11 protein-coding genes are annotated in these 14,962 nt (G+C 66.4%); 1 reads left to right on the top strand and 10 read right to left on the bottom strand.

The genetic code is table 11. From position 1 onward, the window contains the following. Nucleotides 1-145 precede the first annotated feature (145 nt). The 4 genes from murF to VT03_RS27845 all read right to left on the bottom strand — a co-directional run bounded on the left by murF (nt 146) and on the right by VT03_RS27845 (nt 6,705). Nucleotides 146-1,561 (bottom strand): UDP-N-acetylmuramoyl-tripeptide--D-alanyl-D-alanine ligase, encoded by a 1,416-nt coding sequence (gene murF, locus VT03_RS27860; protein WP_075096038.1) that lies wholly within the window; start codon nt 1,559-1,561, stop codon nt 146-148. 222 nt (nt 1,562-1,783) lie between these two features. After that, complete coding sequence (locus tag VT03_RS27855) at nt 1,784-3,301, bottom strand: UDP-N-acetylmuramoyl-L-alanyl-D-glutamate--2,6-diaminopimelate ligase (RefSeq protein WP_082846586.1); 1,518 nt, start codon at nt 3,299-3,301, stop codon at nt 1,784-1,786. Nucleotides 3,302-4,007: 706 nt separating this feature from the next. Beyond that, the gene (locus tag VT03_RS27850; protein ID WP_075096037.1) at nt 4,008-5,216 is read right to left on the bottom strand and encodes an NPCBM/NEW2 domain-containing protein; all 1,209 of its coding nucleotides are present in this window, start codon (nt 5,214-5,216) and stop codon (nt 4,008-4,010) included. Between the two features lie 67 nt (nt 5,217-5,283). Next, nucleotides 5,284-6,705 (bottom strand): DUF1501 domain-containing protein, encoded by a 1,422-nt coding sequence (locus VT03_RS27845; protein WP_075096036.1) that lies wholly within the window; start codon nt 6,703-6,705, stop codon nt 5,284-5,286. 145 nt (nt 6,706-6,850) lie between these two features. On the opposite strand from VT03_RS27845, the gene VT03_RS27840 reads away from it, so the two are divergent. Next, the gene (locus VT03_RS27840; protein ID WP_075096035.1) at nt 6,851-7,501 is read left to right on the top strand and encodes an RNA polymerase sigma factor; all 651 of its coding nucleotides are present in this window, start codon (nt 6,851-6,853) and stop codon (nt 7,499-7,501) included. A 37-nt stretch (nt 7,502-7,538) separates the two neighbouring features. Here the strand turns inward: VT03_RS27840 and VT03_RS27835 are convergent, their stop codons facing one another. The 6 genes from VT03_RS27835 to VT03_RS27805 all read right to left on the bottom strand — a co-directional run bounded on the left by VT03_RS27835 (nt 7,539) and on the right by VT03_RS27805 (nt 14,470). Continuing rightward, a complete protein-coding gene (locus VT03_RS27835) occupies nt 7,539-10,853 on the bottom strand; it encodes a YCF48-related protein (protein ID WP_197489103.1) in 3,315 nt (1,104 codons plus the stop codon). A 345-nt stretch (nt 10,854-11,198) separates the two neighbouring features. Beyond that, complete coding sequence (locus VT03_RS27830) at nt 11,199-11,582, bottom strand: acyl carrier protein (protein ID WP_075096033.1); 384 nt, start codon at nt 11,580-11,582, stop codon at nt 11,199-11,201. Between the two features lie 103 nt (nt 11,583-11,685). Beyond that, nucleotides 11,686-12,378: a tyrosine-type recombinase/integrase gene (locus tag VT03_RS27825; RefSeq protein WP_075096032.1), complete on the bottom strand. Its 693-nt coding sequence runs from the start codon at nt 12,376-12,378 to the stop codon at nt 11,686-11,688. Nucleotides 12,379-12,986: 608 nt separating this feature from the next. Beyond that, nucleotides 12,987-13,289, bottom strand: coding sequence for a hypothetical protein (locus tag VT03_RS27820; protein WP_075096031.1), 303 nt, complete (start codon nt 13,287-13,289; stop codon nt 12,987-12,989). Between the two features lie 129 nt (nt 13,290-13,418). After that, nucleotides 13,419-13,697: a hypothetical protein gene (locus VT03_RS27815; protein ID WP_075096030.1), complete on the bottom strand. Its 279-nt coding sequence runs from the start codon at nt 13,695-13,697 to the stop codon at nt 13,419-13,421. Nucleotides 13,698-14,155: 458 nt separating this feature from the next. Continuing rightward, nucleotides 14,156-14,470: a hypothetical protein gene (locus tag VT03_RS27805; protein WP_075096028.1), complete on the bottom strand. Its 315-nt coding sequence runs from the start codon at nt 14,468-14,470 to the stop codon at nt 14,156-14,158. Nucleotides 14,471-14,962 lie beyond the last annotated feature (492 nt).

Below are 14,962 nucleotides of genomic sequence, written 5' to 3'. Positions count from 1 at the left end.
AGCGCCCGGCATCCTTGTCACACGAAAGTCGATTCCGGGAGCATTGTAGCCATCTCGCTCCGCGAGATGAGCCTGCGCCCCGAGCGACTTTCCTGAAGCGGAGCCCCATCGCCGCCGACCGCCATCGAACCGACTGGCCGCTGGATCAGGCGGCGATCCGCCGCACTCCGGCCCCGGCCTTCTGCGTCGCAAGCGCGGAGAGAATCTCCAGCACCCGCTCCATCTGCATCCCTCGCGACCCTTTGACCAGGACGACATCCCCCGGTTCGAGCCAGCAGTCGAGGAGCATCGTGAGCGTCGCCAGATCCTGGGTGGCGGCAATCCGTCCCGAATCCATTCCCGCCGAGCGGGCTGCCGCCGCCAGGGTCGACGCCTGGATGCCGAACGCGAGGAGCTGATCGATCGCTGCCGCGGCGACGACGGCCCCGAGTTCCCGATGGAACGCGTCGGACTGCTCGCCGAGACAGAGCATGTCCCCGAGGACGAGAATCCGCTTCCGCGCCCCCTTCCAGCTCGCCAGCGCGTCGCAGGCCGCCTTCATCGAGGCGGGACTGGCGTTGTAGGTGTCGTCGATGACGAGCCATTCCCCGACGGTCACGAGCCGGCAGCGTCCCGGCACCGCTTCGAACCGGAGGAAGCCCTCCGCGATCGCGGCGTCGGACATCCCGACTTCCCGGGCGACCCCCAGGGCCAGGAGAGCCGAGTTGAGGTGATGACGTCCGATCGCCGGAAGACGGAACTCCGAGCCATCGACGCGAAACGCGATCGCGCCATCCTCGAGCTGAACGCCCGTCGCGACGAGGTCGTTCCGAGGCCCTTCGCCGACGCGGATGACCCGTCCATCGAAGCGGTGGGCCAGCCGGCCCACGCCGGCGTCATCGCCGTTGATGACCGCAAATCCTGACGGAGGCAGGCTTTCCAGGAGTTCCCCCTTGGCCAGGATGATGTTCTCCACCGAGCCGAAATGATCGAGGTGAGTTGCAGCGACCCGCGTGACGACGCCGACTTCCGGCTGGGCAATCCCGGCCAGGTCCCGGATCTCGCCGACACGCGACGCCCCGAGTTCGAAGACCGCGAACTCATGTTCCTCCGCCAACCCCAGGACCGAGAGGGGCAGACCGATGTGATTGTTGAGATTCCCCGGGTTCTGAAGACCGACGAACTGCCGGGAGAGGACTGTGAAGATCAGGTGCCGCGTCGTGGTCTTTCCGACGCTGCCGGTGACGCCGATCACGAGCGGATCGAACCGGCCCCGGTCCCACCGGGCCAGATCCCACAGGGCCGCCAGAGTGTCGGCCACCTGCACGGCGGGGAGGGGCAGGGGAGAGGGGAGGCCAGGCGCTTGTTCGGCGACGACACACGCCATCGCCCCCCGGTCGGCGACATCGTTCAGGAAGTCATGGCCGTCGAAGCGGTCCCCCTTGAGGCACCAGAACAGGTCGCCGCTGCGGACGCGCCGCGAATCGGTCTCGATCCGCGAGACTGGACTGCGGGCGTCGACCGGGCCGAGGGGCCGGCCATCGACGGCGTCGATCAGTTGCTGAAGAGTGAAGGGAGTCATGACGAAACGAAAGACTCACCATCGTCCACAACGACGGGAGTCGAAGGCCTGGAGGGGAGGGGACGAGCGCGACGTGAGAGACCGGGGAGCGGCGAGCGGACGACGCACTTCGTCCGCTTATCCCTCTCCTCATCTGTGTTGATCTGTGTTGATCTGTGTTCATCTGTGGCCGAAACCTCTTCGCCACAACCAACACAGATCGGAGGGGACGCCGGTGCGGCGCTAAGCCGGGATGCGATCCTGCTGAGCGAGCCGGCGGAGACGTTGCCGGCAGATGGCGACGTCGTCGAACGGAAGGCGTTCCTCTCCGACGACCTGGAACTTTTCGTGACCTTTGCCGGCCAGGATGACGGAGTCACCCGGCTCGGCGATCTCGAGGGCCCGCTCGATCGCTTCTTCGCGATCGACGATCACGAGCGGCGTCGGATCGGCCTCGCCGAAGCCCGCCACGATCTCGCCGAGGATCTGCTCAGGAGCTTCCCGCCGCGGGTTGTCGCTGGTAACGATCACCGAATCCGCGGTCGCCGCGGCGTGGGCCATCCGCGGCCGCTTGGTCCGATCGCGGTCGCCACCGGCTCCGAACAGGACGATGACCCGTCCGGACGTCACCTGGCGGACGGTGCCGATGACATGCCGCAGCGCGTCGTCCGTGTGGGCATAGTCGACGAAGACGTTGAACGCCTGCCCGCAATCGACCCGCTCCAGTCGGCCGGGAACTCCACTCATGCTGTCCAGTCCTTGCTGAATTTCATCCACCGAAAGTCCCAGGTGATCGCAGGCGGCGATCGCCCCGAGGGCATTGCTCACGTTGTGGCGCCCGGCCATGCCGAGCCGGAAGACCGACTCACCGCCAGCCAGTCGCACGCAGAACTCGGTTCCCGAGGGCTGTTCCCGGACGATCCGGGCTTCGATGTCCGCTTCGGTCTCGAGGCCGATCGTGACCGTCCGATGCTGGCCGGCCGCGTGCTCCCACAGGGACCGACTCCCGGGATCGTCGTTGTTGAGGATCACCAGTCCCCCGCGCTTGACCAGGTCGATGATGCGGGCCTTCGCCGCGCGGTAGGCGTCGAACGTGCCGTGATAGTCGAAGTGGTCCTGGGTGATGTTGGTCACGACCGCGATGTCGAGACCGACGCCGCCGGCGCGGCACTGATCGAGGGCGTGGCTGGAGAGCTCCATCGCCGCATACCGGGTTCCGTTGGCCACCATCCGGCCGAGCCAGTGGGCCAGGGTCTGGGCATCCGGCGTCGTGAGCGCCGACGGCATCGACTGGATGCCGTCCGAGTAGTGAATGGTTCCGAGCACGCCGGCGGGGCGGCCGGCCGCTTCCAGGATCGCCTGGATCATCCAGGTGGTCGTCGTCTTGCCGTTCGTTCCCGTCACGCCGATCGTCCCGAGCTTTCGCGCGGGGTAGCCGGCGAGGGCCTGGCAGATCTCCGCGTAGGCGCGGCGGGCGCTCGGGACAACGCACTGCGGCAGTCCGGCGGAACAAAGAGGGCGTTCCGCCAGGATCGCCGCGGCTCCGTGCCGCACCGCGTCGACGACGAAATCCCGTCCATGAGATTTCGTCCCCGGCAGTGCGGCGAACAGTGACCCCGCCCGACAGCGGGAGCTCTGTTCTTGGACATCCGTCACGGCGATGTCGGCACAGCCGATGAAGCTGGCGGCGGACAGGATCCTCCGCAGACTCAAAGGCTGAACGCAGGCGGACCGGTACATCATGAGATGAAGGGCGTCCATGCCCGGCAAGCCGCATCAATGATGTCGGCTCGTGACCATCCCTGGTCTGAGTTTCGAGTCCGCCTCACGGGCCGCGAGGCAAACGGGCCGCATTGGCTTCCCACGTCCGGGGGGACCGGGCGAAGGAGACCGGCTCACCTCCGGTTCCCGTCCGAGGAATCCTTCCTCGGAGCAGGGGAGGGGGGCGCGGCGGGCGGATTTTCGCCATTCATCAAGATCGGTCAATAAGCGTTGCCCGGCTTTTGTGCTGCGTCGGCGGCCCTTTGTAAATCTTGCAGGCTCCGGGCATACGGCGAGTGGTAGTCGGTCGAGGAGTGAGGCTGATTTCGGTGTCTCGAAGCACGTCCTTGCCGGCACGACTCTGTTTGCTCAAACCCAACGTGCGACGGCCGCTGGGGTCAAGGGGGCCACGCCCCCTTGCCGCCGGAGGCCTCTTCGATGAGGAACCGTGGTCAGCAACGGGCGTCCCCTCTGTGGGACCGGCGCTGAGTCCTCACCGCTCGCTTTGCAATCCCCGCGGGTCGGGTGAGGGGGCATCCGGCACGCTGTCCGCGTTTGGACACGGACTCCTTCAGACAACTCCCGACGAGACGGCCTCCGGCGGGCAAAGGGGCCTTGCCCCCTTGCATCCCCCACCAGGGTAGCCCCTGGACCCGGCTGGGGTTCACACACGTTCGCACGGGAACGCTGAGCGCCGAATGGACTCTCACTTGATGAGCTTCGCCTCGACAAGATCAAGATGCTCGCACGCACCAAAGAATCCCGGCTCACCCGCCGACTGCACTTCAATCTCCAGCAGCCGGGCCTCCGTCGTATCAATGTCGAGCGAAACCGGAGCCTGGTCCCAGCCGAGCATCTGATCGAACGCCGGCTTCCCGTCGAGCGAGATCAACAACCGTACCTTCGGCTGAACCTTCGGCCGACCAGCGGGATTCTCATCGAGGCCGGCGAGGGCCTGGAGCTTGCGGTACTGGCGATCGAGCGGGATGCGGATCGTCGTCCCGGAGTGCATCCACAACCCCTTCGAGTAGGCCTTACCCCCCGTCCGGAGAGACGAGTTTCCGGTCCGCCCCCACGGAACCTGATCGATGCGGAGCGACTGGATCCGGGCCTGATCCTCAGCGGACCAGAACGGATTGAGCTTCTTGTAGTCGACCTGCCGCGGAAGCTCGGCGAGACCGCGAATCTTCCCGCGCCCGTAGTCCACCACCGCCACCCGATCCGCAGGGACGCTCGCCGTTACCCCGCCCACGGAAGTCAGCAACAGCTTTCCATCGGAGAACTCGACCGTCCGGGCCGCGACCCGCTCGCCGTTCTTCAGCTGGATGTCCCCCGCACTCCCTCCGGCGGCCGACTTCCGGGCCCCGTAGACCAGCCCGAAGACCCGGCCGATCGGTACCTTCGCCTCCTGGCCCCCCAGGACCACGACGACCTCCTCCTTACGGATGTCGCCGATCACTCCGGCCACGAAATCGAGTGCGTCCCCTTTGCGGACGATGACCCGGTCCTTCTGACTGTCCGAGTTGCGAAGCTCGTCCCAGGCGGCCGCCACGTCCGCCGCATCGGCGAACCGCACGCTCCGGATCGCCGTGGCCGGCGTCTTGACGGTCCCCAGCGACGGCGACTCCACCGCCGCATCAGGACCGGTCACCGTGAGGCTCGTAGCCAGGAGCCGCGTTCCGTCCGTCAGGCTGATCTCCGTCACGTTCGCCGCCGGGGCAGGGGAGGGAGCCCCGAACTCCAGCTGCAGGACGTCCGGGCGGGGAACCGTCTTCGCCTGGCCATCGACCGAGATCGTCAGGGCGTCTGCGGTCAGGGCCTCCAGATCGCCGTGAATTCGAGAGCCGTCGAGCAGACTGACGTCGACCGGCACGGCGTTGAGAAGGAAGGCGATCAACAGACCGAATGAAGTCATCAGCGAGTGCCGTGGTAAAGATCGTGAGGGAGGGGAGGGCCGAGGGCGGGATCGATCACCCGTGGGACTAAGCCAAGATGTCATGCAGGACCCGGGCCGGCTCGACGCCGGTCAGGCGGGCATCGAGCCCCTGGAACTTGATCGAAAACCGCTCGTGCTCGATCCCCAGGAGATGGAGCATCGTGGCGTGCAGCTCGTGAACGTTGGTGACCTTGTCGACGGCGGCGTATCCGAGCTCGTCGGTCGCCCCGTAGTTGAGGCCCCCCTTGATCCCGCCGCCGGCGAGCCAGACCGTGAATCCCTTGTTGTGGTGGTCCCGTCCGGTCCCCCCCTGGGACATCGGCGTCCGACCGAACTCGCCCGCCCAGACAATGAGCGTGTCCTGCAGCATCCCTCGCTGCTTGAGATCCTTGATCAGCGCCGCACACGCCCGGTCGATCTCCTCCGCCTTGAGCTCCACGCCGTTCTTGACCCCGCCGTGATGGTCCCAGTCCTTGTGATAGAGCTGAATGAACCGGACGCCGCGTTCCGCCAGCCGCCGCGCGACGAGGCAGTTCGACGCGAACGAGCCGTCGCCCGGCTGGCACCCGTAAAGCTCGAAGATGTGCTTCGGCTCCTGCGCCGTCTCCATCAGTTCGGGGATGCTGGCCTGCATCCGGAACGCCATCTCGTACTGCGCGATCCGCGTCGCGACTTCCGGATCGTTCGCCCCCGCGTTGAAGGAGCCGTTCAGGGCGTTCACCGCCGCCACGACATCTTCCTGCTGGCCCCGCGTCACCCCCGGCGGGTTGCCGAGATAGAGGACCGCGTCCCCCCGGCTGCGGAGATGCACCCCCTGGTAGCGACTCGGGAGGAATCCGGCCGACCACTGTCGGGCGGCGATCGGCTGGTTCTGTCCGCCGCGGCCGAGCGACGTCAGGACGACGAACCCCGGCAGGTCATCCGCCTCGCTCCCCAGGCCATAGACCGACCAGGCCCCCATCGAAGGCCGGCCCGCGATCTGCGAGCCGGTGTTCATGAACATGTGGGCCGGGTCATGGTTGATCGCTTCGGTCGTCATCGAACGGACGAAGCAGATCTCGTCGGTGACGCCGCCGATCTCCGGAAAGAGCTCGCAGAGCGATTGCCCGGAGTCGCCGAACGTCTTGAACTTCGTCTGCGGGCCGTAGCAGACGAGCTTGGCTCCCTGAAGCTGAGCGAGCTGCTGCCCCTTCGTCAGCGACTCCGGCATCGGCTCGCCGTCGCGTTTGGCCAGTTCCGGCTTGTGGTCAAACGTCTCGAGGTGCGACGGCCCCCCGGCCATCGTCAGCCAGATGACCCGCTTCGCGCGGGCGGGGCGGTGCAGGGGATCGATCGTTCCGGTCCAGGTCTTCTTCGCGGCCGAAGCGGGCCGCCCGTTCGCCAGGACGGAGAGCGCCGCGGCCCCGACCGCGCCCCGTTTGAGAAACGTCCGCCGCGTGGCGTCGAGCAGCAGGTCGCGGGGCAGCATGGGGGCTCCACAGGAACGGGGACGAGGCGATCCGGTTCGACTTCGATGATACCGAATCCCCTCCCGTTTCCGGAGGCCACGGGCGGAGGGAGACCGGCTCCGCTATGATCGGACTGTCGTCCTTCGCTCCTCTCTTGTGGCTCCCGTGCTGCTCTCCCCCCAGGATCTCGTGAAGCGGATACGCACCGGCGATCAGGCCGCGTGGCGGGACTTCATCGGACGGTTCGAAGGACGGCTGCTCGCCTACGCGGAGCGCCGGCTCCGCCACCGGGCCGAGGCCGAGGACGTCGTGCAGGAGGTATTCCTCGGCTTCCTGACCGCGCTTCCGAACTACGACGACCGGACGCCTGTCGAAAACTTTCTGTTTTCGATAGCGGCCTACAAGCTGACCGACTCGCTCCGGCGGCAGGGGCGGCGGCCGCGGCTTCCGTTGCTTCCTCCGGCCGATGACCACGCCGGCCCTCATGAGCCGGTCGGCCCTGGACGCCGGGCCTCCAGCATGGCCCGCAGCCGCGAGCATCACGTCGCCCAGGAAGCGGTTCTCGCCGTCGCGATGCGGAGCCTGATCGAAGGCTGGACCGCGAAGGGGGAATGGGAGCGGCTGCGATGCACAGAGCTGCTCTTCGTCCGGGGGATCGCCAACAAGGACGTAGCCCGGCAGCTCTCCATCTCCGAACAGGCGGTGGCGAACCACAAGCAATATGTCGTCAGCCGGCTGCGCGAGGCGGCCGCGCAGGCCCGCCTCCAGACCTTCGATGAAGCGGTCTTCCGCACCACCGGCGATCCTCCGGCGTGACAAGGTCGCGTCGAGTTCGGACCTCGCTGCCGAAACTTCACTCGAACCGCAGCAGACCGAACGCCGCCGGCATCGGGTTGTCCCCCGCGGGATGCGTCCACGCTTCGAAGCCGACCGCGGGAAGCGTCCGCACCAGCCCCACGGCCCACGTCGTTCCCGGCCCCGGCTTGCCGGAGACCAGTTCCTCGATCGGAACCGCCGCTTCGAACCGCCACTCGGTCTCGTCGCCGCCGACCGCGAGGTGCCATCGCGGGTCCCAACCGGAGTCTTCCCAGCAGACATCGCGGGTCCGGCCCCGCTGGTCGATGTCGAACCGATAGCTCGTCCGGTAGTCGCGGTCGGTGTCGATCGAAACGCTGATCCGGTCGAACGTCGCCAGGTCCTCGTCATGCGTCCGGCCCGCAGGGGAGGGGAGCTCCTCCGGCAAACCGGCGACCCGGCGGAACCGGCCGGCGAGATAGAGATAGCGGTCATCGTAGCCCAGCTGCATCATCGCGGCCGGCGCCGTCTCGGGCGGGCGGACCGATCCGGGTCCTCCAATCCCGCGCTTGTCGGAAGCGGCCGCCTGGCTCCCCACAAAGGTCTCTCCGCGAACCGCTTCGGCTTCGGAAACGAGTGGAATCCTCGCGGCAAAGCTCCAGCACTCGTCCGCCAGATCCCCGTCGAGGACCGGGGGCGCCGGTAGTCTCCGGCACGCGCCCACCGGCTTGGGGGACAGCGTTGTCGGATGGGCAAGCCAGACTTCTCCGAGAGCCGCGCGGTGCCAGGGATCGCGGCTCGAATGCTTGAGATAGCCGTCGTAGATGTGGTCCGCCTTCCCGTGCTGCCGGACGCGCCGCCAGTGGGCCGCCAGCGCGAACTGCATTCCGGGATCGTTGGCATACGCCGGCGAGAACTTTTCGAGCAGTCCCTGGAGCCGGGTCGACTGCTGTTCCCATTGCAGCCGCTCCAGGTCCCGCGGGGCCGCCTGGGCTCCCCCCTGAAGCGATCTGTCGACCGCGGTCGCGGCGGCATTCAGCACCGACCGACCGTCCCCCTGGCGGAGCTCCGCGGCGGCCGGCTCGATCGTCACGGCCGACTTCTGACGGCGGACGAAGAGCTCGAGCTCCTCCGGCGTCCGGGGAGTCTTCAGGAACTCCGTCGACTCCTTGAGATTCTGATTCTGCTGCCCCGCATCGACCGTGAGTTGTCCGCGGCGCGTGACGTTGGCCGTCCGGCTTCGCTGCCACGCGAACTCTTCGCTGATCCAGGCGGTCAGGAGCCAGTCGAGCGCCTCGCGGGTCACCGGCTGATCGGGAAAGAGGTCGACCAGGAGCAGGTACGTCCGTTCCGCCAGCGGCCAGTCGCGGTCGGTCCGGGCCCTCCGGGCGAGGTTCGCCAGCTGCAGCGCGGCCTCGGCCGGCGGCAGCTTGTCGAGAACGTCGGGCAACTGGGCCAGCAGCGCATCGGCCTGCTGGGGATTGCCGGCGAGGTGCCGGAAGTAACCGTCGAGGTGTCGCTGCTTCTGGGCCACCTTGGCGAGCTGTTCGAAGCGCTCCCCGCTCCCCGTCAAAGGGGGCAGCGCGCGTCGCGCCGGACCGCCAGGACGCAGGTCGAGCCCCGTGAAGAGCCCCTGCTCCGCTGGAGCGTCGCCGGCTCCCGACGGGCCGAGGCGAACAAGGACGAACTGTTCACGGGCGAGGGCAGGGGGCTGCCCATGAAGAATCGCGAGCGCCGAAGCTGCCGCCGCCCCAACCGTCCGCTCGAGGCGGGGGAGGACTTCATGCGGGTCGACCTGAACCGCCGCGAGCGAGGGGGCCGCCGCGCGTGCGAGGACGCGGGTCGCCTTCCACGGCTGGAGTCCGGCGGCATCGAGATGCTCCGGGTATCGCGTCCCGTCGGCCGCCATCGGGATCGCCCGCCGCGCTGCTTCGAACAGGAGCGCCGCGGGATAGTCGGTCGGGGCCGACTCGTCGAGGACGATGACATCCGGCCGCCAGGTGCGGATCGTCGCCACGAGTCCGCTGAGGATCGCGGAACCCAGCTTCTGCTCGGTGAGGAGCGACCACTCTTCGACGAGCCGCTCCCGCCGCTCGCTCAACTCCGGCAGTGTCACGGGAAGCCGCCAGTCGACGCTGGTCCCCGCCCCTCCGGCCGTGAGAAAGGCGTCGGCGGCGCGTTCATCGGAAAAGGTGTCTTCGCCGGTCTCGGCCCCGATGTCCTGCCGGTTGAACACGTACGAGGCGACGCGGTATCCCTGTTCGCCCGCCGTCCTCGTCGCGAGCCCGTAGGGAACGTGGTCCGGCCGCGCATTCAGGAAGAGCAGGGCGACACGCCTGTCGCCCCCGCGGCACGCCGTCCAGGTCTCTCCGCCGTCCTCGGTCCGGAGGATCCGTCCCAGGTCACCGGCCGCAAAACCGTGGCGGTCCGAGACGAACGTGAGGCTCCGCAAGGGGAGCGAGTTCCCCGTCGCCTGCGTCCGCCAGCTCTGTCCGCCGTCGTCGCTGTGATAGACAACGCTCCCGGGGGTTCCGGCGATCCAGACCCGCTCTCCACGGTGGGCCACGGCGCGAAAACCGAGAGTCTCTTTCAGCGAGCGGGGAAGGGTGGCCGCGGGAGAGGTCCAGCTGACACCTCCGTTGTCCGTCCGCTGCACGGTCGCTCCATCTCCGACGAGCCACCCGCGCCCTCCGGCATCGACCGAGCATCCCAGCAGGCCCCGCAGTCCATACTGACTGAGAGGGGACTGCTGCAGTCCGGTCTCGCCGACATACCCCTGCTCTCCGCGCAGACCGCAAACCACGCCGGACGTCGCGGAGGTGAACGAGGCCGCCCGCCAACCGCCGCGGCTGCTGCCGGGGATCGGCGTCCACGTCTTTCCACCGTCGGAAGTCGTCAGCAACCCCGAAGGGCAGAGCGTCGAACTGTCACAGGCGGCGACCCCGTTCTCGAGATCGAAGAAGCGGACAACATGGAAGCGGGGCCACGTCTCACGAACCAATGTAGTCCACGTTTGCCCCCCGTCGGTCGTCGAGAGCAGGAATCCGACGTTGTGCTGGGAATACGGAACGGTGTGACCTCCCGCCAGCCACCCGATCCGATCCGTCAGAAAGCAGACACTTTTCCAGTGCGTCGTGACCGGGCAGGGAACCAGCAGCCAGTTCCCCCCCCCATCCGAAGTCTTCCAGACCGTTCCCCGATCCCCAACCGCCCAACCGGTCCGCGGCCCGAGGAACGAGAGACCATTGATGGCCGCGTCATCCTGCTCCGGCGTCGGTTCCACCGCGAGAAGCGGCACCGGCGAGAAACCGAGGACGAAGAACCACAAAGCGCCGAACAGGGAACAGGCGGAAAGAGTCCGGCGCGAGGGCATGGCCATCACCATCCGTGGTGTTTTGAATGCAGGAGCGATCCGCCGCCCGCCGTTTTCTCCGGCTCGTGCCGGCCAAACGACGTCGTTCGTCCCGGTGCAGATTGCCCAGGAATGAGGAGACGGGCCCGCTCAATATAAGGAGAAACCGCGCCAGCCCGGGAGACCGGATCCGCAACGACCCCACCCTCCCAGCTTACGCATCTCCTTCCGGGGTGAGGCGCGGGCACCACCGCGAATCTCCCCATCATCGACAGCCTCCTGTTGCAGCGAAGGCAAGCGGACCTTCGGAAATTTGAGCGGGGACGAACGCCACCCGTCGCCACATTCGCGGGAGCCGGCAACCTCTCACACCAGCGGCTCAGTCTGGTCGGCGACCACCCGCCCAATGAGGGCCTCGATGACGGAGATCGTGAACAGCCCTTTCGCGGTGATCGGGCCCGCGGGAAGGGGACTGATCCCCGGAAACGCCGACCGGATCCGCTCCACCGATTCCGGAGTCAACGAACCGCTTTCGTCGGCGGCCAGATTCAACTGGTCCCGGACCGAGGAAAAGTCGGGCCGGATTCCGAGCGTCTTCTCGATTCGAAACGAGAGGTCCAGAAGATCGATCGATTCGCCGCCGAGGTCTTCAAAGAAGTTCGCCTCCGGGGTCAACTCGTCCAGTTCGACGCCGAGACACTCGGCGATCTCCTGGCGGACGATTTCAAGCTGATGGCTGGTCAACGGCATCGGATACTCCTCCGGGAACTCGTGACGGGGAACAGGACATCGGAAAGCGAAGACGCTCCGCCAAGCCGCCTCGCGGCGGCCGGCTGCCCGCGGATCGCTCGACTCATGTCGCCTTCGCGCGGCGTCTCCGCCGCGGACGCGCCGGGCCGTCCTGATCCGGAAGAAACAGCGCCGCCGTCTTCTCGGTCAGTTCGGGCTCCGGAAACGAAACGAACTCGGCGTAGACCGAGGTGACCATGGGATGGGCGTGGCCGAGCTGCCGCTGAACGAACAGCAGGTTTCCGCCCGTCTGCTTGTACGCGAGATATCCGTAGGTGTGCCGCAGAAGCTGCACGCTGGCCCGGGCTCCGAAACCGCTGTCCGAGAGGATTCGGAGCACGCGCCGATAGAGCGACGTCCGCTCGTACGGCCGCCCGCGCTCGTTCACCAGAAGCGGTAGCGAGAGGTCGTCCGGATCGAACTCCTCGCGAAGCATCCGCGGCCGGACCTCCCGCGCGTATTCCTCGACGAGATCGCTCACGAATCGCGGCACGTGGACCGTCCGATCCTGCTTCCGGGTCTCGACAACTCGAAACACCGACTCCCGCCATCCGAGCACCGTCTCCTGACAAGCGAGCGCGCAGAACTCCGAATTCCGCAGCCCCGAAAACAGAAGCCCCTCCACGATCAGCCGGTCCGTCAGCCGAAGACTCCGCTCCGCCTCCGAGCCCCCTTCGGAACGAAGGCGACGCAGAAGCTCGGCGACTTCCACATCGTCCAGAAAGCTCGACCGGGTCAGATGCCAAGGCTCGTCCACAACAACACTCTCCTGATCCGTTTTGTTGCAATACGAGTATCGCACCATTCCTGATCTGTAAAGTGCATCTTGCCCCATCGGGAAAGCGACCCCCGCAATTCGCCCCGGCAGCCCTCCGCCGAGAGGCGACGACAGATCATCCTCAGCAACCCACGTAAGCCCGTCCTGCGCGAAACCAGAGATCCCACTGGCCGCCAGCCCTCGCAAAAACCTCTACCACGAACGTCCGATAATGTCCGTTATGTTCAGTTGCTCAGAGCGAGACAGTCGGGTTTTTCCAAGCGAGCGTCAAAGTCGGTTTCGTTCATGACCGTACCCCTACGCGAGGACCCCCGATCGTGTCAACAGAATTGAACACAAGTTTTCCACACCTGGCGCGCAGCTTCGGCGCGGGCTTTTCGGCGGGACTTCTGGCAGCCACGGCAGTCTGCGGGATCGTGGTTGGGACGGCAGAACTGCGAAGACAGGCGGACGAGGAAGTGGCACGAAAGGTGCGCGCAGATCAGTGGAAAGTGGACACGAACGGATTCCGTAACGACGTCCTGGAGCGCGCGAAACCCGGGCCAAACTGACCGAAGTGGCGCGTAGAACATGGCCTGTTAGATGAGTCAGGCCGGGGGCTCACTGCGGGGGAGCAGGCCTTCCCGGCCTACCCATTCTTCGGGGTCCAGATCCCACAGAACACGCGCTCCATTCGGACCCGGCACAGGGGCCGTTCGCACCGCGCGATGGCCGCGGACGGTCAGCACGACGTGATCGCTGTCGAAACAGATCAGCCCCTGCTCTCTCAGACCGTGAATGGCGTCGCGGTGTTCTGGGAACAGGTCAACGAAGTCCACCAATGGGAGCGGCTCCGCGAGGAGCCACTTCAGCCACAGCCACTCCAGCTCAAATAGGGTGATTCGTCGCATGACAACTCCTCATCCGGCACTAACCGAGGCCAGAGAAGTCCGTGACGGTCGCATCGGCACACCCCGATTGCGCCGGGCGATATCTGCCCGCACCGCCTTACCGAGTTCCGCGCTGCACGTCGCTACTGATCACCAGATGAGACGGCAGCGGTCAAAAGCCACTGTGTACGCTGTCCGGCTGATCGGCTCCGTTCGGACCACGTTCCATCCTCCATCTGTCAGCGTCACCGTCCGATTACGCAAGACCACCAACCCCAATGTCGCCAAGAACTCTGACGCCTCTTCCACGCTCGGCGCAGCGTTGTCCAAGTCAACGGGAGCATGGGCCAGTTCCTGCAACAGCTGGTACTCCGAGAGCATCAACCGGAACACTCGCTTTTCTGACTGGCGCCGATTCTCGTCCGCCATTGGCCCTGACCTCCTTTCAATTCGCGAATTGAAGTCTCAGGCACGCAGGTTCTCAAGTGCAGAGGGGCCGAGGCGCACTCGAGCATTGCCTAACGACGCAGCCGCCGCGCCGTCACGTCGTGACAAATGCGTCAACGACAGTCTGAGGCGTCGCCTCGATTCAGCGGGGACTCCGTTCCGAGGCCGCCAAAGGGCGGGCGGCGGCCACGCGCCAAAGCTAACGCATCACAACACGGTCGCCGTTCGCCATCGGTCGAGGCGGCGAATCGACCAGGCGGACTCCAAGTTCGGTCAATACGTGGTGTCCCTGGACGCTTTTCACGAGCTTCGATCGTACGAGCGTGGCAACCACATCCGCTCCCACCTCATCCACGCCGCTAGCGACTCGCATGGGAACGATCCGCAATCGAGCGAGCCAGTACCATGTGGCCTCGTTAACCACCAGCTCCGGCATTCCATCACCTTTCACCTGACAAGCCGCGGCGCAGCTGCCGAGCAGGAATGGAAGCGGTCGCCAGGTCCTCGTGCCAGAAAAACGCGACTCCACCGCCGACATACCACGGGTGGGCAAACGAGAAACGATAGCCCCGCTCCGAGAGGCTGGCTCGCGAGTACTCGATCTTCGCCAGTCCTGCGTCAGCGAGACGCGAGACCATCGACCGTTGCTCATCGGACAACCACGGCATGTGAACGCGAGGCGAGCACAACAGCATGCGAAGCATCGGCAGGTCGCTCTCCAGCACCAGAACATGCGACCAGAACTCGACGGACATGCGCGCCTCGCTCATTGATGCAGCAGATAGGTGCTGGATGTTTTAACACCACCTTCAGGCAAGTTGGAACAAAATATCACCACATTTTGGGCCGCTCGCCCAGGGAATTACCTGGGAATTTCGCTAGCGCGCTAAGACGGGAGCACTCGGGCGTCCCCTCAACGGGCCGGGCTCTCCGCTACGAGTCCGGTCCTCGCAAAGCCTCCGGTCCGGGCTCTCCTCTCCGATCCCTGACGCTCCAGGGACGGCTAGGCAGCCGGCTCTTTTGTGTCCGAGGGGGCTCAGCGGTGAATTCGTCGCAGGGAACCCCCGGGTGAGCCCTACGACGAATCCACCGCAGGCCCCTCGGACGGACGGGGTTTTGAAAGGCGGGGTCGCTCCGCTGGGCCTTCCGGCGGAGAAGGGGTGAGACCCCTTCACCCAGCAGCCGACCGGAGCTGCTCAACAAAAGGACCACTACGGCGGCGGGCCGGCTCGATGGCCGGGAACACT

The organism is Planctomyces sp. SH-PL14, from assembly GCF_001610835.1.
In the GTDB taxonomy this organism is placed as follows: domain Bacteria; phylum Planctomycetota; class Planctomycetia; order Planctomycetales; family Planctomycetaceae; genus Planctomyces_A.
Note: the sequence above shows the minus strand (reverse complement) of the source record. Positions and strands in the feature narration are given on the sequence as shown.